A 22,512-nucleotide genomic window follows, 5' to 3' on the forward strand; every position below is an offset into this window, starting at 1 on the left:
GGGCGATTTGCCTGCGCTCCAAAGCGATGTAAGGGGCGTCACTAACAGTGTCAACGCCGCCAACCCACGCGGCACCATGCAAGGACGAAACGATGTCGAAACACCTCAAATTCCTGTGCTCTGCGGCTCTTGTTCTCGGGCTGTCTGGTCCAGTGATCGCTGCCGACGCTGTTGACGCCGATACAGTGGTCGCCACAGTGAACGGTACACAGGTCACAGTCGGACAGATGATCATGGTGCGCGCGGCGCTTCCGCAGCAATATCAATCAATGCCCGATGACGTCTTGTTCAACGGAATCCTTGACCAGATCATTCAACAGAACCTTTTGGCACAAGCGCACACAGGGGACGAACCTCGCCGTCTCGAAATTGCACTGCAAAGCGAACGCCGCCTGATTCTTGCGGATGCGGTTGTAGAAGATTTTCTGTCCGAGCCGCCTTCGGAAGAAGACATCCAAGCCGCTTATGACGCGCGTTATGCCAATTTCGAAGGTCCATCGGAATTCAACGCCGCGCATATCCTTGTCGAAACCGAGGAGGAGGCCGCCGCCCTGCGCCAACAAATTGTTGATGGTGCCGACTTCGCCGAAATGGCGAAAGAGCACTCTACAGGCCCTTCTGGCCCCTCTGGCGGTGCTTTGGGTTGGTTTGGTCCCGGCATGATGGTGCCAGAATTCGAAACGGCCGTTGTTGCGATGAATGCGGGCGATGTGTCCGCTCCGGTCAAAACACAGTTTGGCTGGCACCTGATCAAACTGAATGAGTTGCGCAAGCAGGAAACACCCGCATTGGCCGACGTCCGCAGCGAACTGGCCGGCGAAGTACAGGGTGCCAAGCTTGAGGCCTTTATCGCGTCGCTGACCGAAAAATCAGAGATCGATCGTTCAAACGCCGCTGCCTTTGATCCGTCGATTATCAAACAAACCAACCTTCTGGACGAATAAGCCATGGCCGACATCACACATGTCTCTCCGCTCGCGCCTGCCGAATTCCCAACCCTGCCCGTTATCGAGGGGGCAGAGTTTGCGGCGGTTGAAGCCGGTGTAAAATACCAAAACCGCAAGGACGTCATGCTTGCGCGGCTGGCACCGGGCACCACGTTGGCAGGTGTGTTTACAAAGTCGTCCACGCGCGCCGCCCCTGTACTGGATTGTCAGGCCAAAATCGGCCTGGACAGTTCGGATGGCGCCGCGATTATCGTCAATGCCGGAAATGCCAACGCCTTTACGGGCAAAAACGGCGCAGAGGCGACCAATGCGGTCACCTCTGCGGTCGCATCGGTTCTTGGGGTGCCGGAGAACCGGATCTTTTCGTCCTCGACTGGCGTCATTGGCGAACCCCTGCCGTATGACCGGATCACGGGTAAGCTTGACGAGCTGAAACAGCGTCTGTCGGACACATCCATTCAGGATGCTGCCGAAGGTATCCGGACCACGGACACCTTTGCCAAAGGCTCGGGGGCCGAGATCGAAATTGATGGCAAACCCGTCAAGATCGCCGGTATTGCCAAAGGTTCGGGCATGATCGCGCCCGATATGGCCACGATGCTGGTCTATATCTTCACCGATGCCAAAATTGCCCGCCCTGTTCTTCAGTCTATGCTGTCCGAACTGACCGATTTGACCTTTAATAACATCACCGTTGATAGCGACACATCCACGTCTGACACTTTGCTTCTGGCGGCCACCGGAGCAAGTGGCGCAGAAGTTACCGACACAACCGGACCGTTTCGAGATGCGCTGCACCAAGTGATGCTTGATCTCGCGCATCAGGTTGTTCGCGATGGTGAAGGCGCTACCAAATTTGTGGAAATTTCCGTATCAGGCGCGGCAACCGATGCCGATGCCCGCACCCATGCCCTTGCCATTGCAAACTCGCCTTTGGTGAAAACTGCAGTCGCCGGCGAAGATCCAAACTGGGGGCGTATCGTAATGGCCATCGGTAAATCCGGCGCGGCCGCAGATCGGGATCTGCTTTCAATCAAATTTGGAGACATTCTTGTCGCTGAGAATGGATGGGTTTGTGAAAGCTATAACGAAGACGACGGTGCCTCTTATATGAAGCAACAGGATCTGAACATTAATGTAGATATCGGTCTGGGCACCGGACAATCTACTGTTTGGACCTGTGACTTGACCCACGGCTATATCACCATCAACGCGGATTATCGCTCGTAATGAAAACCGTTCTTGTTTCCGCAGTCGCCCTGATTGATGTCGACGGCCGTGTTCTTCTGGCCCAACGGCCAGAAGGAAAATCACTTGCTGGCATGTGGGAATTCCCCGGAGGGAAAGTCGAACAGGGCGAAACGCCCGAACAGGCCTTGATTCGTGAGCTTCAGGAAGAGTTGGGGATCGACACCTGGGCGAGCTGCCTTGCGCCACTGACGTTTGCCTCGCACACCTATGATGATTTTCACCTTCTAATGCCGTTGTTTGCCTGCCGGAAATGGGATGGGATTCCATCGTCTCAAGAGGGGCAAAAACTGCAATGGGTGCGCCCCGAGAATCTTCGGGATTACAAGATGCCCCCGGCCGATATTCCGCTCATCCCCATACTGAGAGACTGGTTGTGACATATTTCCGCAATATTTTGACGGTTTGGCTAAATATTGTGCGAAGATTTTGTGATTAAACCTTCTCAGAATTAAATGTGTTGGGTAATGTAACGTTACTGTGACGCCTTATAGGCGTTTACGGAAAAGTAACTACGTTATGATCCATTAGAGTCAATCACTGGGGAGATTTGACATGCTTAGGACTATCACTGTAGGCAGCTGTGTTTCTGTTCAAGGGACTTTTGTACGGTCTCTTCCTAACGGAAAGATCGCCGTCAAAGTTGGTAAGACAGTCTATGCTGGTACGCCGATACACTCAGTTTCGGAATAACCAAAGCCATTCACTAAGAACAAAACGGGGGGTGCTTTCGCGCCCCCCGTTTTCTTTTGTGGGATCTCAGCCGGATTAATCCAAAGTCCGGCTGATTTCTTCACGTTCAAAGATTTCGATCACATCGCCCTGACGGATATCGTCATAGTTCTCGAATGCCATACCGCATTCCTGACCAGACTGCACCTCGGCAACTTCATCCTTGAAGCGCTTCAGGGTTTTCAGAGTGCCCTCATGGATCACAACGTTGTCACGCAGCAAGCGAACACCAGCCGAACGACGTGCGACACCTTCGGTCACCAAACATCCGGCAACCTTGCCGACGTTGGACACCTTGAAGACATCCTTGATTTCGGCGTAACCGATGAAGTTTTCGCGAATCTCGGCACTTAGCAGACCGGAAGCAGCGGCTTTCACGTCATCAACCAGGTCATAGATGACCGAATAGTACCGGATTTCCACGCCCTTTTGGTTTGCCGAGTTCCGTGCGGAAGCGTTGGCACGGACGTTAAAGCCCATGATTGGCGCACCGCTGGCTTCAGCAAGTCCAACGTCGGTTTCAGTAATGGCACCAACACCCGAGTGCAGCACGCGAACACGTACCTCATCGTTGCCGATTTTTTCCATCGCCTGAACAATCGCTTCTGCCGAACCCTGAACGTCTGCTTTTACCAGAATTGGCAACTCGGCGACGTTTTGGTCTTCCTTGGCCTTCTGCATCAGCTGTTCAAGTGTCGTTGCAGCACCCGCCGCAGCGCGTTTGTCTTTGGCTGCCTGATGACGGTATTCCGCAATCTCGCGCGCCTGCGCTTCGGTTTCAGTCACGTTCAGAACGTCACCCGCTTCTGGCGTACCGTTCAAACCAAGAACCTCAACCGGAACAGACGGACCAGCTTCGGAAACGCGATCACCCTTGTCGTTGATCAGCGCACGAACCTTACCGTACTGCTCACCTACAACGAAAATATCACCCTGCTTCAGCGTACCTTTTTGAACCAGAACGGTTGCAACAGGTCCGCGACCAACGTCCAGCTGGGCTTCAATCACGGCACCTTGTGCGGCACGGTTCGGGTTGGCTTTCAGCTCAAGGATTTCAGCCTGCAGCGCAATCGCTTCAAGCAGTTCATCCAGACCTTGACCCGTAACGGCAGAGACTTCTACGTCCTGCACTTCACCGGACATGGCTTCCACGATCACTTCGTGTTGCAGCAGTTCGGCACGAACCTTCATCGGATCAGCAGCAGGTCTATCCATCTTGTTGATCGCCACGATCATCGGCACCTGTGCCGCTTTCGCGTGGTTGATCGCTTCGATGGTCTGAGGCATGACCGAGTCATCGGCAGCAACGACAAGCACCACGATATCAGTGACTTGCGCACCACGTGAACGCATCGACGTAAAGGCCGCGTGACCCGGAGTATCGAGGAAGCTCAGCGTGACACCGTCATCAGTTTTCACCTGATAGGCACCGATGTGCTGGGTAATCCCGCCGGCTTCGCCGGAAACAACCTTGGCGTCACGGATAGCATCCAGAAGCGATGTTTTACCGTGGTCAACGTGGCCCATGATGGTGATGACCGGAGGACGCGAAACCAGTGCGCCATCATCTTCTTCGATGTCCGCAATCACGTCTTCAACGTCGGCGTCCGATACACGAACAACCTTGTGGCCAAACTCTTCGATGATCAGCTCAGCGGTGTCTGCGTCGATCGTCTGGTTTTGCGTAACCATCATGCCCATGTTCATGAGCGATTTCACGACGTCAGCCGAACGTTCCGCCATGCGGTTCGCCAATTCGGATACAACAATCGCCTCTGGCAACTGAACGTCACGAACAACCTTTTCGCGCTCGACCGTACCACCCATCGCTTTTTGACGGGCACGCTCTTGCTTACGCTTCATGGCGGCCATCGAACGGTGACGGTTTGCATCGCCTCCGGTGGCTTGGCTCAATGTCAGCTTGCCAGAACGGCGATTGTCGACCGGACCTTTGTTGCGCTGCGCACGTTCACGATCTGCTTTGCGTGGTGTGGCTGCTGGCGCAGGTTTGTTTGGTGTCGGACGGCCGGAAGGCTGCTCGGAGCGTGGCGCAGGAGCAGAAGGTGCAGGTGCGGCAGCAGCGGCAGCAGCGCGTTTGGCGGCTTCCTCGGCTTCACGCTTTTTGCGCTCTTCTTCTTCAGCTTTCGCTTTCGCGCGCTCTTCGGCTTCACGTTGCTCGCGTTCCTTGGCTTCTGCCTCGGCACGGCGACGCGCACGCTCTTCTTCGCGGGCCTTTTCTTCGGCTTCGCGCTTTGCAGCTTCTTCAGATTCGCGGGCCTTGGCAGCCTGCAGTGCCTTCAGTCGACGCTCCATTTCCGCATCGGAAATGCCGGCTGGACGACGCGAAGGATCGCCTCCAGCTCTCGCGCCTGCTGACCCGGGCTTGGACGCGCCAGGTTTCGGCACCACAACGCGCTTGCGCTTGGTCTCCACCACGACGTTTTTGGTACGGCCATGGCTGAAGCTTTGCTTCACATTGCCAGGACGCGATCCGGATCCACGTAGGCCCAAAGTCTTTTTACCGTCGTTATCGCTCATTTAGCTGTCTTACCCTTCTGAGCGGCCCCTGCCGCTCCAATTTCGCGTACGCCTTTTAACCTTTGGGCTTCCTCTACTACACGATGCGTGAGTCCGCCAGACGCAAGCGCTCCATGTATCACAGTTTGTTTCCCAAAAGCCAAACCCAATTCATCCGCCGTCAACCAGCCGATGTAACTGCCACCATATGGCGTGCTTAGTTTCGATTTGCCCCGCCCAGAACCATCGGATGCCTGAATCAGCACCTCGGCATAATCCTTGACGAGCCAGTCCTTGACCTTTTCATATCCTGCGACCGCCTCACCCGACTTACGCGCCAAGCTCACGAGATCGACCACACGCCGGGCAATCTGGGTTTCGACTTCGTCGACCAGATTTTCCGGCACTTTGACCGCTTGCTTCGCCGAGCGCGCAAACAGTCCCTTTTTGGCAGCTTTTTCCAAAGCCGCGCGATCTGCCGAAACCCAGATACCCCGCCCGGGCAATTTGCCCAGAATATCCGGTACGATTTGATCATCCGGCCCAACCACAAATCTGATCAGGCCGAATTTCGGCTGCACGTCGCCCGTAGCGATGCATTTCCGCTCAGGACCGTTTTCCAGATCCTTGGATTGTCCACCACGTCCCATGTGCAAGCTCCCGAAGCCTGCGATCAGGCTTCGGCCTCCTCTTCGGTTTCAGTTTCAGTCTCTTCGTTTTCAGCAGCAAGTTCCGCCGGATCAACCCAACCCAGCACGATGCGAGCCGTCATAACCATGTCTTGAGCGGTTTCCAGAGTCATTCCAAACGGCTCGAGAATACCATCATCCTTGACGCGCTCTCCTTCGACCGTTGTCCAGCCACCGGCCAGTTCCCAGTCTGCGCAAGTTGCAAAATCTTCGAGGCTCAACACACCATCTTTGGCAAGTGCCTCGATCATTTGGGGTGTCAGACCGTCGAATGCAACCAGGCTGTCCTGAACACCCAGTTCACGAGCAGCTTCCATGGCGGCGCGGTTTTTCGCTTCGATAAAGTCGCGTGCACGGGCCTGAAGCTCTTCTGCGGTGCTTTCGTCGACACCGTCGATGACCAACAGTTCATCCAACTCGACATAGGCAACCTCTTCGAGGTTTGTGAAGCCTTCCGAAACCAGAAGCTGGGCAAAGAACTCGTCCAGATCCAGTGTTTCAATGAACAGCTTGGTGCGAATTTCGAATTCTTTTTGACGACGCTCGGATTCTTCGGCCTCGGTCATGATATCAATGTCGAGGTTGGTCAGTTGTGACGCAAGACGTACGTTTTGTCCACGACGGCCAATTGCCAGAGACAGCTGTTCGTCAGGAACGACAACTTCGATTTTGCCAGCTTCTTCGTCCAGAACCACTTTGGACACTTCGGCAGGCTGAAGCGCGTTCACAAGGAACGTTGGTTGATCTTCATTCCATGGAATGATGTCGATCTTTTCTCCCTGAAGCTCGTTCACAACCGCCTGAACACGGCTTCCGCGCATACCAACACAGGCACCGACAGGATCGATCGAACCATCATAGGAAATCACAGCAATCTTTGCGCGCGATCCCGGATCACGTGCAACGGCTTTGATGTCGATGATGCCATCATAGATTTCAGGCACTTCCATCTTGAACAACTCGGCCATGAATTCAGGCGCGGTACGCGACAGGAAGATCTGTGGGCCACGAGATTCACGGCGGACATCCTTGATGAACGCACGGATACGGTCGTTGGGGCGGTATGCCTCGCGGCCGATTTTTTCGTTACGACGCAAAACAGCTTCGCCACGGCCCACGTCAACAATGACGTTTCCGTATTCTTCACGCTTCACAGTACCGTTGATGATGGTACCGGCGCGGTCTTTGAACTCTTCATACTGGCGATCACGCTCTGCTTCGCGAACCTTCTGCAAGATAACCTGCTTGGCCGACTGCGCCGCGATACGGCCCATTTCTACAGGCGGGATTTCTTCTACGAAGGTGTCACCAACAACCGGATCAGCCAAATATTGCTTGGCTTGCTCAACGGTGAATTCAGCCTGATAGTTTTCAAGCTCTTCTTCTTCAACCACGGTGCGAACGCGGGTAAAGGTGGCTTTACCGGTTCTGCGATCGATGCTGACGCGGATGTCCATTTCGGCGCCATAGCGCGACTTGGCAGCCCGGGCCAAAGACTCTTCCATTGCCTCAACCACCAAACCGGGGTCGATCATCTTTTCACGCGCGACGGCCTCGGCGGTTTGCAGTAGCTCAAGCTGGTTTGCAGAGGTAATTGCCATGGTTTACTCCTCTTCGGACCCTTCGGTCTCGATCTCGTCAAATTCGTCTTCGTTAATGATGCCGGCCGCTTTGCGCTGACGTAGCATTTCCTTGATCAGTTCGTCTGTCAGCATCAGCTTGGCTTCGGCAAGCCAATCGAATTGCAGACCAACTGTTACTGTTTCACCCTGATCTTCGATGTTGATCAGAACTTCTTCGCCTTCGATACCCGCCAGCACACCACGGAAGCGTTTGCGACCGTCGATCAGCTCAGACGTTTCAACTTTGGCTTCATACCCTTCATAGGTCCCAAAGTCTTTGAGACGGGTCAAAGGACGGTCGATACCGGGGCTTCCCACCTCGAGAACATAAGAATCCACAAGTGGATCTTCGACATCCAACACCGCGCTGATGGCGTTTGAAATCTTGGCGCATTCATCAACTTCAATCCCACCATCGGGACGTTCCGCCATGATCTGCAGTGTATGGGTATTCCCGCCCTGCAACCGCAAACGCACAAGTTCAAAACCCATGTCAGCAATGACTGGGATGATGATATCGGCCAGTTTGCGATCAATCGCGGTCTTGGCAATCAGGTCACTCATAGGTCGTGTTCCAAACACAAAAAAACGGGCCAGCGGCCCGTCGAAAATTCCGATGGAACGTAAGGAGCGAACCCCAAACGCACCGCTGTTGAAAGGTCATATACGCGCGATGTCCTGAGTCTGCAAGGTCTATATGAAAACGCCCCGCAAATGCGGGACGTTTCCAAAAATGCTAGGGCTGGTTTACGAGAACCACCAGCGTTCCATCAGGCGCGAGCTGTCCATCTGGAAGACGTTACCAATCGTACCCGAGTTGGTCAGCTTTGTGCTGTGTGCGTCAACATAGTTGGCGTACATCGGGATCACGGTGCCACCTTCGGTGGACATGATCGCCTGCATCTCGTGATACTGGCCGCGACGCTTTTCGGTGTCGAGTTCGGCACGCGCAGTCAGCAGCAGTTCCTGGAAGCGGGCGTTTTCCCAGTGGCTGTCGTTCCAAGGCACACCCATTTCGTATGCAGTCGAGAACATCCAGTCTTCGGTCGCACGACCGGACCAGTAGCATGCACACCATGGCTTTTTCAGCCAGACGTTCGACCAGTAACCATCAGCAGGCTCTTGCACGACGTTCAGGTTAATACCTGCTGCTTTCGCAGAAGCCTGATAAAGCTGAGCCGCATCAACCGCACCCGGGAAGGCCGCGTCCGAAGCCGAAAGGTCAACAGACAGACCGTCCATCCCTGCTTCTTTCAGAAGGAACTTAGCCTTTTCAGGATCATACTCGTTCAGTGGCAGATCAGACGCAAAATACTGGTTCGCAGGACCAATCGGAATGTCGTTCGCTACGGCACCGTGACCCAGCAGGATCTTGTCGACCATTTCCTGACGGTTTACAGCGTGCTTCAGGGCCTGACGCACTTTTACGTTGTCGTAAGGCGCGACGTTGGTCAGCATCGGGAAGGTAAAGTGCTGGTTACCGGTAACCTCGAAGATGTTGATCATCGGGTTGGCCTTCATGAGAGGCTCGGTCTTGAAGTCAACACGGTTTACGGCGTCAACCTGACCGGTCATCAGCGCGTTCATACGTGCCGACGAGTCGTTGATCGCGATCACTTCGATCTGATCAAACCAACCTTCTTTGCCATCTTTATAGTGGCCTTCAACACGGCTCAGAAGCGTGCGTACACCAGGGTCGAAGCTTTCGACCTTGTACATGCCCGTACCGATACCTTGCGCGATGGCCTCTTCGACCTGACCTGCAGGGAAGATACAGATGTGGTAGTCAGACAGCAGGAACGGGAAGTCCGCATTGCCCGCTTTCAGGGTCATCTGAACCTGATGCTCGCCCATCTTCTTCATTTCGGTGATAGCCGAAACAATTGGCTTCGCAGCCGATTTCGCGCCTTCTGCAACGTGCATGTTCAGCGATTCGATCACGTCGTCCGCGCCAAATGCTTTGCCGTTGTGGAAGGTGACGCCCTTGCGCAGGTTAAACGTCCAGGTTTTGGCGTCTGATGTTGCTTCCCAGCTTTCAGCCAGTTCGCCAACCAGTTCGCCGTTCGCGGCAACCTGGGTCATTGTATCAAATACGGCACCGTGGCCACACATGATCATGTAGCTGTCCGAGTGTGTGCGGCTGTCCCAGCTGTCAGAGCTGTTCGCGCCTGCAAGGCCAAGACGCAAGGTGCCACCTTTTTTTGGCATCGCGACTGCCGGCATGCCGGTTGCGGCCAGAACACCTGCGGCAGCGCCGGTCTTCAATAGGCCACGTCTGCTAATATTCTTCATGTCTAGTCTCCCATGTTTAGTTTTCGGGTTGTCCCGATTGGTTATGACGCCCGTTTAAACAGGCGATTCGGTTTACATCTTACCAACTGCAGCGTCGCCGATGTTATCAACTCCGCGTTCCTTGAGCAGATTTGTGAGCCAATCCGGATCCATTTCAGGAACAGAACTCAGCAACAGATCGGTATATGGATGGTGTGGCGGCTTGAACATGTCGTCTTTGGGTCCCTGTTCAACCACGCGTCCATCCTTCATGACCACCACTTCGTCCGCAATGGATTTCACAGTAGCAAGATCGTGCGTGATGAACATATAGGATAGTCCAAGCTCATCTTGAAGTTTGGCCAGAAGTTTCAGGATGCCTTCCGCAACCAGCTGATCAAGCGCAGATGTGACTTCGTCGCAGATAATGAACTTTGGCTCGGCAGCCAAAGCGCGTGCAATCCCGATACGCTGTTTCTGGCCACCAGAAAGCTCGGACGGCAAACGATTGTAATAGACAGACGGTTCAAGCTCGATTTCTTCCAGGAGGCTATCAACGCGTTTGCGTTTTTCCTTGCCGGTCAAACCCATATAGAACTGGACAGGGCGCCCAATCAGCTCGCCAATTGTCTTTCTTGGATTCAGCGCTGTATCGGCCATCTGATAAATCATTTGGGCCTGACGCAGCTGCATCTTGTTACGTTTACGATAGTCCAGCGGCAAAGCTTCGCCATCAAATTCGATGTGCCCCTGCTTTGGAGGCAAAAGGCCCGTGATACAGCGCGCGGTTGTCGATTTCCCCGAACCGGATTCACCAACCACTGCAACAGTACGCCCCGCGTGAATATCAAAGCTGACATCATGCAGCACCGGCACCTTGCCATAGGCCGCTGTTACGTTGCTTACCGAGACAACAGGTGTCTGTCCGGTTTGAACATAGGGCTTTTGAGGACGCTGAAAGCTGCGCACAGCCCAAAGCGACTTTGTATAGTCTTCTTTGGGATCGGAAAGCATGGTCCGGGTATCGGCTTCTTCGACCTCATCCCCTTTGAGCAACACTTTGATCTTGTCGGCCATCTGCGCAACCACCGCCAGATCGTGGGTGATATATATCGCCGCTGTATCGAACTCTTCAACAATCTCGCGGATCGACGCCAGCACTTCGATCTGGGTTGTCACGTCCAGCGCTGTTGTCGGTTCATCGAAAATAATGAGATCAGGCCGCGTCGACATTGCCATGGCCGTCATTGCCCGCTGCAACTGACCACCGGAAACCTGATGCGGATAGCGGAACCCGATGTTTTCAGGATCGGGCAAGCGCAGTTTCCGGTACAATTCCATACCGTCTGCTTCGCTTTCGGCTTTACTCATCACACCGTGTTGCACGGGGGCTTCGGTGTGTTGGTCAATCAAACGGTGCGCAGGGTTAAAAGAGGCCGCCGCAGATTGCGCGACATAAGCAATCCGTTTGCCCAGCAACTCTCGTTTGACCTTGGCAGACGCATTGACAAGATTAATCCCGTCGAACTCAACCTCGCCGGCCGAGATCCGGCACCCGTCGCGGGTAAATCCCATGGCAGCCAGCCCAACCGTGGACTTGCCCGCGCCGGATTCACCGATCAATCCAATCACTTCACCCTTTTTCAGTTCGAAATCGACACCGTTTACGATCTGGTTCCAGGTTTCGTCACTGCGGCCCTCAATCTTGAGACCGCGCACTTTCAGCAGTTGTTCAGCCATGACGCTGTCTCCTTATTCTTTCAGGCCCGAGGACTTGTGCAACATCCAGTCCACCACAAAGTTCACCGCCACAGTCAGCAGCGCAATTGCGCTCGCCGCAAGAAGTGGGGCACTGGCAACCTGCGGTGCAAAGGCCGCAAAGTTGATGAATTGAGCCAGATCGCGCACCATTGTGCCCCAATCGGCCAACGGTGGCTGGATACCCACACCCAGAAACGACAGGGACGCAATCGTCAGGAACACAAAGCAGAAGCGAAGACCAAATTCGGCCAACAGCGGCGCAGTGGCATTGGGCAGGATTTCGCGGAAGATCAGGTAACCCATACCTTCACCGCGCAACTTGGCCGCTTCAATATAATCCATCACAACGATGTTGAGACCAACCGCACGCGCCAGACGGAACACCCGGGTCGAGTCAATCACGGCGATGATGACAACCATATAGAATGTAAGAAGACCCTTTTCCGAGCCCGCCCAGGCGCTGGCAATTGTCATCAGCAAAAGCGCAAAGATCAGCGATGGAATAGCCATCAGCACATCCACGGCACGGCTCAACAACTGGTCAAGCCATCCACCGAGAGTTGCAGCAAGGAAGCCAAGTGTGGCACCGATCAGGAAGGCCAAAACGGTGGTCGCGAAAGCGATGCCTACAGTGTTCTGAGCGCCATAGATCAAACGTGACAGGATATCCCTTCCAATCTGGTCAGTCCCCAATGGATAGTCAGGGTTGCCGCCCATCGCGGGGTTGCCACCGGGCACAACATTCGCAGCACCAAGGATTTCTTCCTGCCCATAGGGTGCAATCGCACCCGCAAAGATCGCAACGATAGCGTAAATAATGATGGTCAGGATGCCAAAGCTGGCGGTCAACGGCATAGACCGGAACAACTTGCGTGTCCCTGCCGAGCCGACATTTCGTCCAAAAATGCGAAACGCCCAAGCCGAAGCAGCGAACAGAAGGAACCCTTCAACAGCCTTGCCAAGGAAGAAGTACTTGTTGGCAATTGTCTGATCCGGCGAGCGGGACAGAACATATGACCAGCCCAGCCAAACCAACAGCACCGCAGCAAGAATATAGCCGACTGCAACACCATAAGACATGTCACGAAACAATGGTTTGTTGCCGGTGACTTTTTGGCCAACGAAACGGAAAACCCAGCCCGCAGCGGCAATAGCAGCCAGCCAGAGTACGATCGCGATAAAGATATTCATTTCGGATGCCTCAGACGCGGATTAGAGATAATCGACAAAATGTCGGCAGTCAGGTTCAGCAGAATGTAAGCTGCTGCGAAAATCAGGCAGCAGGCCTGCACAACTGGGATGTCGCGAATTTTCACGCTGTCCACGAACAGCTGACCGATGCCGGGATACACAAACACAACCTCGACCACGACCACACCTGTGATCAGATACGCGAGGTTAAGCGCGATAACGTTGATGATTGGCGCCAGAGCATTCGGCAGCGCGTGCTTGACGATCACACGCATTGGCGAAATCCCTTTGAGGCGCGCCATTTCGATATAGGGCGATGCCAACAGGTTGATAATCGCCGCACGTGTCATCCGCATCATGTGCGCAGTCACAACAAGTGTCAGTGTAAGCGCGGGAAGAAGCGTTTTGATAAAGCGATCACTCAGCTCCATACCGTCATAGATATTCGACAGTGACGGCAAGATCGGGTTCAAAACGGCAAGAAACAAAATCAGAATGTACGCCAGAAAGAATTCTGGAGACGAAATTGACGAGAGCGTCAAAATGTTCGCCGTGCGATCAAACGCGGAATTTCGGTAAAGCGCCGCGAGAACACCCAGCGTGATCGAGATCGGCACCGCGATCACAGCCGTCACACCGGCAAGGAACATGGTGTTTTCAAATCGCGGTGCAATCTGCGCCGCCACCGAACCCTGGCCGGTTCCAACATCCGTCCCCGCAAAGCTGGCAAAGTTAGCTTGGGCAAAACTGTTCCCAAGATCCCCCTGAACCGCCCCTGCGAGCCATTGAAAATAGCGCGTGATCGGAGGTTGATCGAGACCCAGATCCTGTCGGATGGCTTCGACGGCTTCCGGCGTCGCCCCCTGACCCAGGATGAGCTGTGCGAAATCTCCAGGCAGCAAATTCACCGCTGCGAAGATTACAATCGATACGACGAAAAGCGTCACGATGCCCAATGCTAAACGTTGAGCTATGATTCTCAGAATAGAGGCCAATTGCCCTCACCTGTTGATTTTGTTGTTTGAAATCAGGTTAACGGCGATCTGGAACCTGTAAACCCTGAAAATCTGAAACCGACATCGAGAATTCGCTTTTTGACCATTTTGGTTTGATATTCAGAAATTTCTGAAGTTTTTGGCGCTATGGAGAAAGATCAATTGGACTTACGATTTTGCCAATTGATCCATCACTTTCACAAGTTCCGCGCTAATTCCCGGCTCAGAAAGCGCGTGCCCCGCGTTTCTCACCATGCGAAGTTGCGCACGTGGCCACCTTTTTGACAGTTCAAACGCAGAGGTTGGCGGACAAATCATGTCATATCGTCCTTGAACAATGACGCCGGGGATATCTGCGATTTTTTCCATTTCGCTCAAAATCTGGCCGTCGCGTTCAAGAAAACCACCGTTGATAAAATAGTGGTTCTCCAATCGCGAAAATGCGCGTGCATACTCTGCCGGAGGCTCCCCTCCGACACCGGTCGAATGAATGGAAGCCAACGCATTTTCCCAAGAGGCCCAAGCCCGCGCATATTTTACTTCGGTCTGATGGACGCCTGAAAACAGACGCCGGTGATACGCCGCAATCAGGTCATCCCGTTCGTCTTCCGGGATGAGACTGACAAACCGCTCCCATGGTTCGGGCCAAAATTTGCCTGCCCCTCCTCCATAAAACCAGTCCAGTTCGGATTGCGTCATCAAGAACACACCGCGCAAAACCAGAAAGGCCGTCCGGTTCGGATGGCTCTGCGCATAAAGCAGTGACAGAGTCGCGCCCCAGCTGCCCCCAAAAACAATCCAGTCATCGATATCCAGATCCGAGCGGATACGCTCCATATCTGCAACAAGGTGCCAAGACGTATTGTTTTCGACAGTCGCATGCGGTTTCGATCGTCCACAGCCGCGCTGGTCAAAAAGAATGACACGATAAACCGCCGGATCAAAATAGCGCCGCATCGCCGGGCTGCTGCCCCCGCCAGGCCCGCCATGCACCACAACAACCGGCAATCCGTCCTTGCGTCCGGATTGCTCGACATAGATACGGTGCCCGTCGCCCATGTCGATCATTCTCTGGTCAAATGGTTCGACCGGAGGGTAAAGATAATGCACTGCGCGTTTTTGGCCCAAGTTTTTGTCCATGACCGACCTATATAGTTCAGGCGGCCCAGTTGAGCATATGGAGATCAGAATGCAAGAGTCTCACACCACAGTTGACCCTTCCGAAGTTGCCAAATTTGAGGCGATGGCTGCCGAATGGTGGGATCCAAAGGGAAAATTCAAGCCTTTGCATATGCTTAACCCGTGTCGGCTTGACTATATCACGCGTCAAATTGCGGCTGAATTTAATAGGGATCTGACAGCGGAAACACCGTTCAAGGGTCTGCGGATGCTCGATATCGGGTGTGGCGGCGGCCTGCTGAGCGAACCTATTGCACGACTCGGCGCAACTGTTGTGGGCGCGGATGCTGCTGCGGGCAATATTCCGGTTGCGCAAGTGCATGCCCAACAGTCCGGCCTATCCATCGACTATCGTCACACGACGGCCGAAGCGCTGGCCGATGCCGGCGAACAGTTTGATATTGTTCTCAATATGGAAGTTGTCGAACACGTTGCAGATCCGCTGTCATACCTGACGGCCTGCCAACAATTGCTGAAACCCGGTGGGCTTCACCTTTGTTCCACAATCAACCGGAACCCCAAAAGCTTTGCAGTTGCAATTCTGGGTGCCGAATATGTGATGCGTTGGCTGCCAAAAGGCACGCACGAATGGCACAAGTTCATCACACCAGACGAGCTTTTTGATCTTTTGACCAAATCGGGTGTCACACCGGTGGATAAAAAGGGTTTTGTTTTCAATCCTGTGACTTGGCAATGGTCGATCTCGGACCGTGATCTATCCGTGAACTATGTCACTGCAAGCACCAAACCCGCATAAACCAAAAGGGCCCTAGGCCTGATCCAGTTTAACGCGCAATTCTCGTAAGATCGGCAGAGCGGCCCTGACACGGGCCTCTCCCAATTCACTCACGATCTCGGAAATCATCGGGGCGATACTGGCAAGCGCTTCGTCGCGTGCCTGCCGTCCGGCGGGGCTTATGCCAACAATCTTTCTGCGGGCATCATCCCAATCGGGTCGGATATGGATATAACCCGCCAGCTCCAGCTTATTCAATGTGTTCGTCATCGCCCCACGCGTGACGTGAAACGCTTTTGCCAATTGGGCGGGGCTGCGTTCTGCCCCTGCAGGTGCCAAATGGTTCAACACTGAAAAGTGAGAAAGCTCCATCCCTTTGGGCAATACCTTGCTCAGTCTCGCACGCGCGAGCTGATCGGCCGTAAGGATTTCGCCGAACAAAGCAATGGCCAAGGCGTTGTTATCGCTCATTCAGGGGCTGTCGAACTCTCGATCATGGGTCAAAGAAGGCACTTTACGCCGTGCTTGTGCCACCGCATTAGGGTCCAGATCAACATAGGAGATGCCGGTTTCTTCTCCAGCGTCACTCAAAATCTCTCCCCAAGGCGAAATCACCAAGGAATGCCCATAAGTGCGGCGCCCCTGTCCCCGTGTTGCGGGGTGGGTTCCCGTTTGGGCCGGTGCCAAAACAAAACATCCAGTTTCAATGGCACGTGCACGCAGCAAGGTATCCCAGTGCGCAGCGCCAGTGACATGAGAGAACGCCGCGGGCACCGTTAGAATTGTCGCACCTGCTTTGGCCAATTGCCGGTGCAAATAAGGGAAACGCACATCATAACAAATCGTCATTCCAACCACGCCAAAGGGCGTTTCTGCCAATACCGCCTTGTCACCCGGTCGATAGCCATCTGATTCGCGGTATGTTTCCTCGGGCGTGACCTGCACGTCGAACATATGGATCTTGTCGTAGCGGGCCACAATATCGCCGTCAGGGTTGATCAAGAAGGACCGGTTCGCAAACCGTCCGTCAGGATCTTGTGTCTTAAGAGCAAGCGAACCAATCAAAAGCCACACACCCAGATCGCGCGCGCCGTCCTGCAAAGCAGCCAATGTTGCGTCCTCGTGTTCCAAACGCAAAACCGCATTCTGATGGCTTCGGCTGGAGGAAACACAGTTGCAAACTTCTGGCGTCAAAATGAATTCCGCGCCATTTGCGGCAGCTTCGCGCATTTGGCCCAGCATTACGGCAAGGTTTGCCTCTGGATCATCCGACGATGTCATTTGCAACAGCGCAGCTTTCATGGATCAGGCCGCCAGCAATGAATCAAGCTTGCCCGCACGATCCAGCCCATAGAGGTCGTCGCATCCGCCCACATGGGTTTCACCCACAAAAATCTGGGGCACCGTCCGGCCACCGCTGGCGCGCTGGATCATCTCGGGCTTGCGATCCGGATTTGCTAAAACATCGATCTCGGTAAATTCGACGCCTTTTTGTGTCAGCAACCGCTTGGCCGCATGACAAAAGCCACAAAGAGGGCTGGTATAGATTTCAACAGGTTTCATTGGCTTCCCCAAAAAGATTGGAACTGTTCTGGGGGATTTAGGTGTCCTTTGCAACGCGCGCTAGGGTCAGAACGTGCACTTCACGCGCTTTTGCTTGCAGGCATGCCTCGGTTGCGGCGCCCAAAGTGGCGCCAGAGGTCATAACATCATCAATCAGCAACACAGGTCTGGCGGCCATTTTATGCCTGCGCTTGGGGTGTGGCGTTATGCTTCCACTCAGTTTGCGAAACCTTTCATCAAACGAAAGACCGTCCATGCTGCCTCCTGTGTTTGGGCGTTGCAACAGATCGGGACACCATGAAAGTGACAGTTCGCGCGCGACCGCCTGTGCCAAAAGCGCCGATTGGTTATATCTGCGCTTTAGCAAACGCATCCAGTGCAAGGGCACGGGCGCAACAAGCATGCCGGGTTGAACAAGAGGTTTTGCGGCTTGGGCCATCCACTTTGCGGCGGGCTGGACAATATCATGCCGGTCACCATGTTTAAGCGCCAGAACAAGCGTCCTTGCGTTGTCTTTATAGAGCAACGCCGAACGCCCTTTGCTCCAAGGTCGTTCAATCCGCATGCAATCATCGCAAAATGCGTGCCCTTCACCATCCTGACCGGGCAAAGGCGTGCCACACAGATCGCAGACCAGCCCGCCAATAAACGGTGTCTTTCCCCAACAAGGACCGCAGAGGCCAAAATCACTTTCAACCAACCCGCCGCATTCGATGCACCGTGGCGGATAAATCAGATGGATCGCGGTTTGAATCTTTTCTCTCATCACTCTATCGTCTGGCACATGCAAAACGCCCCCCAAATGACAGACCGAGCTGCCCTGAAACGAAACCGATCGCGCGCTGACCGCGACGGGGGTTTGTTTCTGCATCACGCTGCTGCCGAAGAAGTTAAGGATCGCCTGACTTTGGTTAACAGGGCGTTTACCAAAGTCGCGATTGTCACCCCCTTCCCAGAAGCCTGGCGCGGCGTCGCCCCCCAAGCCGATATCATCGAAGATTCAGAGGTGCTTGACCTCAAAGCCGCACACTATGATCTGGTTTTGCATGCCATGTGCCTGCATTGGGCCAATGATCCGGTCGGCCAGATCATCCAGTGTCGGCGCGCTCTTAAAAACGATGGTCTGTTTATGTGCGTGAGCTTTGGCGGCCAAACCCTGCATGAACTGCGCAGCGCGCTTGCCCAGGCCGAAGCAGATGTTTCCGGCGGCTTGTCTCCGCGCGTTGCCCCCATGGGGGAAATTCGAGACCTCGGCGCATTGTTGCAACGCGGCGGGCTGTCCCTTCCTGTGGCGGACGCTCTGCCACTGAAAGTGACCTATGAAACGCCGTGGCACCTGATGCGCGATTTGCGGTCGATGGGCGAGGCCAATGCCCTCGCGGGCCGTTTGCGTCGTGCAACATCGCGTTCCGTCATGCTTGCCGCTGTTGAAACTTATGTTCACTCCTTCATGGAAGACGGACGTATTCCCGCGACCTTTGAATTGATTTTCTTGACTGGGTGGGCACCGGATGACTCTCAACCTCAACCATTGCGCCCGGGATCTGCGACAACACGTCTTGCTGCGGCGCTTGGAACCCAAGAAACACCTTTGAAAGATTGACAGGACATGTGCCTGTACTACGTGACGATCAGATAAAATCAGGATCAAATAATGACCGACATCACCGCCTCAAAGCCGGAACACGGCCCCAAAGATCACCCTGCCGTTCCTCGCGGAAAAATCGGGGTGCTGTTGGCCAACCTGGGTACACCGGATTCTTACACCTACTGGCCCATGCGACGCTATTTAGGGCAATTTTTGTCCGATAAGCGCGTGATCGACTATCCTGCGTGGAAATGGCAACCCATCCTGCAGGCCATTATTCTGACCAAGCGGCCGTTTTCGTCGGGCGAGGCCTATAAATCAATCTGGAATCACGATCTGGACGAAAGTCCACTGATGACGATAACCAAAGCGCAGAATGCTGCAATCTCGGACAGTATGGATGAGCGTTTCGGCGATCGTGTGATGGTCGATTTCTGCATGCGCTATGGCAACCCGTCAACCGAATCCAAAGTGCGCAAGATGGTCGCTGCCGGATGTGAGAAAATTCTGTTTTTCCCGCTTTATCCCCAATATGCAGGGGCGACCACCGCGACCGCGAATGACGAATTTTTTCGCGCGCTGATGAAGGAAAAGTGGCAACCTGCGGCACGCACCGTGCCCGCCTATGCCGATCATCCCGACTATATCGAGGCTTTGGCGCAATCTATCGAGACCGCATATGCCGATTTGGAAAACCGTCCGGACATTCTGGTAGTGTCTTATCACGGGATGCCCACCCGCTATCTGATGGAGGGCGATCCGTACCACTGTCAGTGTCAAAAGAATACACGCCTCCTGCGAGAGCGTCTGGGCTGGGACAAAACCGAAATCACGACCACGTTCCAATCTCAGTTTGGCCCCGAAGAATGGCTTCAACCCTACACGGTCGACGAAGTTGCACGTCTTGCAAAAGAAGATGGTAAAAAGCGTATTGCGGTGATTGCGCCGGCGTTCTCGGCGGATTGCATCGAAACACTGGAAGAGATCAACGAAGAAATCAAAGAAAGCTTTGAAGAGGCTGGCGGAGACGAATTTACGTACATTCCGTGCCTCAACGATCAACCGGCGCATATCTCGGCGCTGTCGACAATCATCGAAGAAAACCTGAAGGGATGGATCGACTAAGTTTCGATTCTGAAAAACCTGGAGTTGATCTGCTGACCATCTGGTTTTGGGTCAACTCAGCACCACAAAAGGAAAAAGGCGGAACCAGAGGTTCCGCCTTTCTCGATTTTAAACTGTCGTAGAATTACGCAGATGCAGCAGCGGCAACAATGACCAGCAGCAGAAGCGGAACCCAAACACCAGGAGCCGACGAACCAGCGTCTTCTTCGATGACAACGGGTTCAACAACCGGTTCAGCCATCGATCCAGCGAATGCGGTCGAAGCAGCAGCGGTCAGAGCAGCAGCGAGAACGAGTTTCTTCATAGTAACCTCCAGATAATCGCCTGCCGCCATAATTGAGGACGACGACAAGCACGCAATACTTACCTCGTAACTCTGTGTAACCAGCTATGGGTGTAGATTGCAAACCCAAGTTTCAGGTTTGCCCCTTGGGAAAGACAAGATGTCGTCAAATTAGCAACACTTGCGTGCCCACTTTGGTCAAACTGAACAATTCAGAGATATGTTCGTTGTACAAACCGATGCATCCATTCGAAGATCGACGCCCGATTTTGCGCGTATCGTGGGTTCCGTGGATTCGATAATATGTCCAGCTCAGATAAAGCGCATGAGTTCCCAGCGGGTTATCAGGGCCCGGTCCAACATGGTCAGGCCACTCGGGGTTACGCTCTTTCATCGACGGAGTTGGCCGCCAGCTCGGACCTTCGACCTTTTGAACAACACGTGTTCTACCACGCCGCGTCAGGTCTTCGGTCAGCGGAACCGACGATGGGTACAGCTTGTAAACGGATTGATCATCCGACCAGAAGTGCAATGCACGCGAGGTCACATCAACAAGGATCGCGCCATTCTTGGTGTTGTCAAAATACGGGCGCCAGTCGAGCGCGCGGAAACTTGAAATGTTGCGAGGCACGATCTCGTCCAGATCACGCTCGATTTCGGTTGTGCTTGCCTCGGTCTGGGCCAAAGCGGGCGCAGCGAGGAAAGACGCGCCAGTCGCCAAAAAGGCCCGGCGGCCCAATGCGGGTTTGTAGATTTTGGTCATGCGTGCCCTCGGAACAGGAAAATTTTCAGAATTCGGCCAATAATATTGCCGGAATGCCTCAGTCGCAAATCAAACACTTGTCAATTGGCAATCTCACGCTGATGTGGGTTTTCAAAGCAACGTATCGCGGGTTAGACCAAACCCGAAATCAAAGACGTACGGAACGAAAATGACGCGATTTATTGCTTTGGCGCTGGCGGCAACGCTCGCATTGGCTGGCTGTGACACAACCGGGGCAGGTGGTTCTTCGGGTGCAAAGCAATATCGGATTTCTTCGAGTAACACCTCGAAAGTTCAATTTCGCGTTCTCGACTCGGTCAATGCCCTTCGCGGAGCGTCAGGCGCATCGGCGCTTCAGTTTAACGCACAGTTGAATGCCGCCGCCGCAACCCATTCCCGCGACATGGCAATCCAGAACCGTCCCTGGCACTTTGGATCTGATGGATCATCCCCGATCCAGCGCGTTCAGCGTGTCGGATACACCGGCCGGTTCCTTGGGGAAGCCATTTCAGAAACCTATGAAACCGAAATGCAAACACTCGAAGCCTGGCTTCAGCAAGAAGACACCAAAGCTGTCTTGATGAATGCCGAAGCTCAGGATGTGGGCTTTGCCTGGTTCCAGGAAAAAAGTGGCAAGATTTGGTGGACCTTTATCACCGGAACCCAAGGCTCGGCGCCCCAGGTCCAAAGCACGGCACCAGCTGCTGTGAGTGCGGGTGTCGCACCTCCGCCGCCAGCAGAGGGCTAGGCCCTAGGGGTAGATGGACACCACTGTTCCGTTTTTGACCATCGCATAGACATCTTCCATCTCGCGATTTGTGACGGCGATACAACCCGCGGTCCAATCCCGTTTGCCGTTTTGGTACTTTTTCGGACGTCCGTGAATAAAGATGTCACCGCCGGGACTTTGCCCGATGGAATGCGCATAAGCCCGATCCGCGGCATTTGGATAGGAAATGCCAATCGAAAGATGGAACTGGCTGTTGGGATTGCGTCGATCAATACGATAATCCCCTTCGGGTGTTCTGCCGTCGCCTTCGATCTTTTTGTCCCCAAGCGGTGCAAACCCAAGCCCGACATCGTATTTCTTTAGAATCTCGTTGTGATGCATCAGATACATGCTGCGCTTCTCTTTATAGATCAGCACACGCGTCACTTCGGGGCCGTTGTAGGTTTTGAACTTTGACGCACACGCCGTAAGCCCAAAAACCAGCAACAAGGCCAGTGCCACTTTGATCAACCGCATCGATGTAACCCCGTTTGTTTCCGGGCATCTTACCCGTAATGTTGCCAGCCGGATAG

At 54.1% G+C, this 22,512-nt stretch carries 23 protein-coding genes; 7 read left to right on the forward strand and 16 right to left on the reverse strand.

Features of this window, described 5'->3' with window-relative positions; all coding sequences use genetic code 11:
• Positions 1–92 precede the first annotated feature (92 nt).
• From PH7735_RS16350 to mutT, 3 genes are read left to right on the forward strand one after another with little or no spacing between them, the layout of a single operon-like run.
• Positions 93–944 (forward strand): peptidylprolyl isomerase, encoded by an 852-nt coding sequence (locus PH7735_RS16350; protein WP_058312491.1) that lies wholly within the window; start codon positions 93–95, stop codon positions 942–944.
• Positions 945–947: 3 nt separating this feature from the next.
• Entirely contained in the window at positions 948–2,177 is a 1,230-nt protein-coding gene (gene argJ / locus PH7735_RS16355; protein ID WP_058312492.1) for a bifunctional glutamate N-acetyltransferase/amino-acid acetyltransferase ArgJ, read from the forward strand.
• Positions 2,177–2,575, forward strand: a complete 399-nt coding sequence (gene mutT / locus PH7735_RS16360; protein ID WP_058312493.1) for an 8-oxo-dGTP diphosphatase MutT — start codon at positions 2,177–2,179, stop codon at positions 2,573–2,575. Before argJ ends, mutT begins: the two co-directional genes overlap by 1 nt.
• A 388-nt stretch (positions 2,576–2,963) precedes the next feature.
• Here mutT and infB read toward each other — a convergent pair whose 3' ends face one another.
• The 9 genes from infB to pip all read right to left on the reverse strand — a co-directional run bounded on the left by infB (position 2,964) and on the right by pip (position 15,113).
• The gene (gene infB / locus PH7735_RS16365; RefSeq protein WP_058312494.1) at positions 2,964–5,465 is read right to left on the reverse strand and encodes a translation initiation factor IF-2; all 2,502 of its coding nucleotides are present in this window, start codon (positions 5,463–5,465) and stop codon (positions 2,964–2,966) included.
• Positions 5,462–6,094, reverse strand: a complete 633-nt coding sequence (locus PH7735_RS16370; RefSeq protein WP_058312495.1) for an RNA-binding protein — start codon at positions 6,092–6,094, stop codon at positions 5,462–5,464. Before PH7735_RS16370 ends, infB begins: the two co-directional genes overlap by 4 nt.
• 23 nt (positions 6,095–6,117) lie before the next feature.
• Entirely contained in the window at positions 6,118–7,734 is a 1,617-nt protein-coding gene (gene nusA, locus PH7735_RS16375) for a transcription termination factor NusA (RefSeq protein ID WP_058312496.1), read from the reverse strand.
• Between the two features lie 3 nt (positions 7,735–7,737).
• Complete coding sequence (rimP, locus tag PH7735_RS16380; protein ID WP_058312497.1) at positions 7,738–8,319, reverse strand: ribosome maturation factor RimP; 582 nt, start codon at positions 8,317–8,319, stop codon at positions 7,738–7,740.
• A 183-nt stretch (positions 8,320–8,502) separates the two neighbouring features.
• The gene (locus tag PH7735_RS16385) at positions 8,503–10,047 is read right to left on the reverse strand and encodes an ABC transporter substrate-binding protein (protein ID WP_058312498.1); all 1,545 of its coding nucleotides are present in this window, start codon (positions 10,045–10,047) and stop codon (positions 8,503–8,505) included.
• A 72-nt stretch (positions 10,048–10,119) separates the two neighbouring features.
• Positions 10,120–11,766, reverse strand: a complete 1,647-nt coding sequence (locus PH7735_RS16390; protein ID WP_058312499.1) for an ABC transporter ATP-binding protein — start codon at positions 11,764–11,766, stop codon at positions 10,120–10,122.
• 12 nt (positions 11,767–11,778) lie between these two features.
• Positions 11,779–12,978 (reverse strand): ABC transporter permease, encoded by a 1,200-nt coding sequence (locus PH7735_RS16395; protein ID WP_058312500.1) that lies wholly within the window; start codon positions 12,976–12,978, stop codon positions 11,779–11,781.
• Positions 12,975–13,973, reverse strand: coding sequence for an ABC transporter permease (locus tag PH7735_RS16400; RefSeq protein WP_058312501.1), 999 nt, complete (start codon positions 13,971–13,973; stop codon positions 12,975–12,977). The genes PH7735_RS16395 and PH7735_RS16400 overlap by 4 nt, the downstream gene beginning before the upstream one ends.
• 168 nt (positions 13,974–14,141) lie before the next feature.
• Positions 14,142–15,113, reverse strand: a complete 972-nt coding sequence (pip, locus tag PH7735_RS16405; RefSeq protein WP_058312502.1) for a prolyl aminopeptidase — start codon at positions 15,111–15,113, stop codon at positions 14,142–14,144.
• Between the two features lie 49 nt (positions 15,114–15,162).
• Between pip and ubiG the strand changes: the two genes are divergently transcribed.
• The gene (ubiG, locus tag PH7735_RS16410) at positions 15,163–15,909 is read left to right on the forward strand and encodes a bifunctional 2-polyprenyl-6-hydroxyphenol methylase/3-demethylubiquinol 3-O-methyltransferase UbiG (RefSeq protein ID WP_058312503.1); all 747 of its coding nucleotides are present in this window, start codon (positions 15,163–15,165) and stop codon (positions 15,907–15,909) included.
• Positions 15,910–15,921: 12 nt separating this feature from the next.
• Here the strand turns inward: ubiG and PH7735_RS16415 are convergent, their stop codons facing one another.
• From PH7735_RS16415 to PH7735_RS16430, 4 genes are read right to left on the reverse strand one after another with little or no spacing between them, the layout of a single operon-like run.
• Positions 15,922–16,359, reverse strand: a complete 438-nt coding sequence (locus PH7735_RS16415) for a MarR family winged helix-turn-helix transcriptional regulator (RefSeq protein ID WP_058312504.1) — start codon at positions 16,357–16,359, stop codon at positions 15,922–15,924.
• A complete protein-coding gene (locus tag PH7735_RS16420; protein WP_058312505.1) occupies positions 16,360–17,190 on the reverse strand; it encodes a carbon-nitrogen hydrolase family protein in 831 nt (276 codons plus the stop codon).
• A 3-nt stretch (positions 17,191–17,193) separates the two neighbouring features.
• A complete protein-coding gene (grxC, locus tag PH7735_RS16425; RefSeq protein WP_058312506.1) occupies positions 17,194–17,451 on the reverse strand; it encodes a glutaredoxin 3 in 258 nt (85 codons plus the stop codon).
• Between the two features lie 37 nt (positions 17,452–17,488).
• A complete protein-coding gene (locus PH7735_RS16430; RefSeq protein ID WP_058312507.1) occupies positions 17,489–18,217 on the reverse strand; it encodes a ComF family protein in 729 nt (242 codons plus the stop codon).
• A gap of 18 nt (positions 18,218–18,235) precedes the next feature.
• On the opposite strand from PH7735_RS16430, the gene PH7735_RS16435 reads away from it, so the two are divergent.
• A complete protein-coding gene (locus PH7735_RS16435; protein WP_058312508.1) occupies positions 18,236–19,054 on the forward strand; it encodes a methyltransferase domain-containing protein in 819 nt (272 codons plus the stop codon).
• A gap of 51 nt (positions 19,055–19,105) precedes the next feature.
• Positions 19,106–20,164, forward strand: a complete 1,059-nt coding sequence (gene hemH, locus PH7735_RS16440; protein WP_058312509.1) for a ferrochelatase — start codon at positions 19,106–19,108, stop codon at positions 20,162–20,164.
• Between the two features lie 124 nt (positions 20,165–20,288).
• Here the strand turns inward: hemH and PH7735_RS16445 are convergent, their stop codons facing one another.
• Together PH7735_RS16445 and PH7735_RS16450 are read right to left on the reverse strand one after the other, a co-directional pair.
• Positions 20,289–20,468: a hypothetical protein gene (locus PH7735_RS16445; protein ID WP_058312510.1), complete on the reverse strand. Its 180-nt coding sequence runs from the start codon at positions 20,466–20,468 to the stop codon at positions 20,289–20,291.
• A gap of 145 nt (positions 20,469–20,613) precedes the next feature.
• Positions 20,614–21,210, reverse strand: coding sequence for a L,D-transpeptidase (locus PH7735_RS16450; RefSeq protein ID WP_058312511.1), 597 nt, complete (start codon positions 21,208–21,210; stop codon positions 20,614–20,616).
• 169 nt (positions 21,211–21,379) lie between these two features.
• Here PH7735_RS16450 and dalA point away from each other — a divergent pair, with 169 nt between their 5' ends.
• Positions 21,380–21,958: a divisome-associated lipoprotein DalA gene (gene dalA, locus PH7735_RS16455; protein WP_082645292.1), complete on the forward strand. Its 579-nt coding sequence runs from the start codon at positions 21,380–21,382 to the stop codon at positions 21,956–21,958.
• A 3-nt stretch (positions 21,959–21,961) separates the two neighbouring features.
• On the opposite strand, the gene PH7735_RS16460 is transcribed toward dalA, so the two are convergent.
• Entirely contained in the window at positions 21,962–22,456 is a 495-nt protein-coding gene (locus PH7735_RS16460; protein ID WP_058312512.1) for a L,D-transpeptidase family protein, read from the reverse strand.
• Positions 22,457–22,512 lie beyond the last annotated feature (56 nt).

It is taken from the genome of Shimia thalassica (assembly GCF_001458215.1).
Lineage (GTDB): Bacteria > Pseudomonadota > Alphaproteobacteria > Rhodobacterales > Rhodobacteraceae > Shimia > Shimia thalassica.

What these genes read in the sequence shown, in the direction of transcription:
- PH7735_RS16385 (WP_058312498.1), bottom strand. Translation starts at nt 10,047, where the DNA reads ATGAAGAATATTAGCAGACGTGGCCTATTGAAGACCGGCGCTGCCGCA.
- rimP (WP_058312497.1), bottom strand. Translation starts at nt 8,319, where the DNA reads ATGAGTGACCTGATTGCCAAGACCGCGATTGATCGCAAACTGGCCGAT.
- nusA (WP_058312496.1), bottom strand. Translation starts at nt 7,734, where the DNA reads ATGGCAATTACCTCTGCAAACCAGCTTGAGCTACTGCAAACCGCCGAG.
- hemH (WP_058312509.1), top strand. Translation starts at nt 19,106, where the DNA reads ATGACCGACATCACCGCCTCAAAGCCGGAACACGGCCCCAAAGATCAC.
- infB (WP_058312494.1), bottom strand. Translation starts at nt 5,465, where the DNA reads ATGAGCGATAACGACGGTAAAAAGACTTTGGGCCTACGTGGATCCGGA.
- mutT (WP_058312493.1), top strand. Translation starts at nt 2,177, where the DNA reads ATGAAAACCGTTCTTGTTTCCGCAGTCGCCCTGATTGATGTCGACGGC.
- PH7735_RS16450 (WP_058312511.1), bottom strand. Translation starts at nt 21,210, where the DNA reads ATGACCAAAATCTACAAACCCGCATTGGGCCGCCGGGCCTTTTTGGCG.
- argJ (WP_058312492.1), top strand. Translation starts at nt 948, where the DNA reads ATGGCCGACATCACACATGTCTCTCCGCTCGCGCCTGCCGAATTCCCA.
- dalA (WP_082645292.1), top strand. Translation starts at nt 21,380, where the DNA reads ATGACGCGATTTATTGCTTTGGCGCTGGCGGCAACGCTCGCATTGGCT.
- PH7735_RS16430 (WP_058312507.1), bottom strand. Translation starts at nt 18,217, where the DNA reads ATGAGAGAAAAGATTCAAACCGCGATCCATCTGATTTATCCGCCACGG.
- PH7735_RS16435 (WP_058312508.1), top strand. Translation starts at nt 18,236, where the DNA reads ATGCAAAACGCCCCCCAAATGACAGACCGAGCTGCCCTGAAACGAAAC.
- PH7735_RS16350 (WP_058312491.1), top strand. Translation starts at nt 93, where the DNA reads ATGTCGAAACACCTCAAATTCCTGTGCTCTGCGGCTCTTGTTCTCGGG.
- ubiG (WP_058312503.1), top strand. Translation starts at nt 15,163, where the DNA reads ATGCAAGAGTCTCACACCACAGTTGACCCTTCCGAAGTTGCCAAATTT.
- PH7735_RS16390 (WP_058312499.1), bottom strand. Translation starts at nt 11,766, where the DNA reads ATGGCTGAACAACTGCTGAAAGTGCGCGGTCTCAAGATTGAGGGCCGC.
- PH7735_RS16460 (WP_058312512.1), bottom strand. Translation starts at nt 22,456, where the DNA reads ATGCGGTTGATCAAAGTGGCACTGGCCTTGTTGCTGGTTTTTGGGCTT.
- PH7735_RS16395 (WP_058312500.1), bottom strand. Translation starts at nt 12,978, where the DNA reads ATGAATATCTTTATCGCGATCGTACTCTGGCTGGCTGCTATTGCCGCT.
- grxC (WP_058312506.1), bottom strand. Translation starts at nt 17,451, where the DNA reads ATGAAACCTGTTGAAATCTATACCAGCCCTCTTTGTGGCTTTTGTCAT.
- PH7735_RS16420 (WP_058312505.1), bottom strand. Translation starts at nt 17,190, where the DNA reads ATGAAAGCTGCGCTGTTGCAAATGACATCGTCGGATGATCCAGAGGCA.
- PH7735_RS16445 (WP_058312510.1), bottom strand. Translation starts at nt 20,468, where the DNA reads ATGAAGAAACTCGTTCTCGCTGCTGCTCTGACCGCTGCTGCTTCGACC.
- PH7735_RS16370 (WP_058312495.1), bottom strand. Translation starts at nt 6,094, where the DNA reads ATGGGACGTGGTGGACAATCCAAGGATCTGGAAAACGGTCCTGAGCGG.
- pip (WP_058312502.1), bottom strand. Translation starts at nt 15,113, where the DNA reads ATGGACAAAAACTTGGGCCAAAAACGCGCAGTGCATTATCTTTACCCT.
- PH7735_RS16415 (WP_058312504.1), bottom strand. Translation starts at nt 16,359, where the DNA reads ATGAGCGATAACAACGCCTTGGCCATTGCTTTGTTCGGCGAAATCCTT.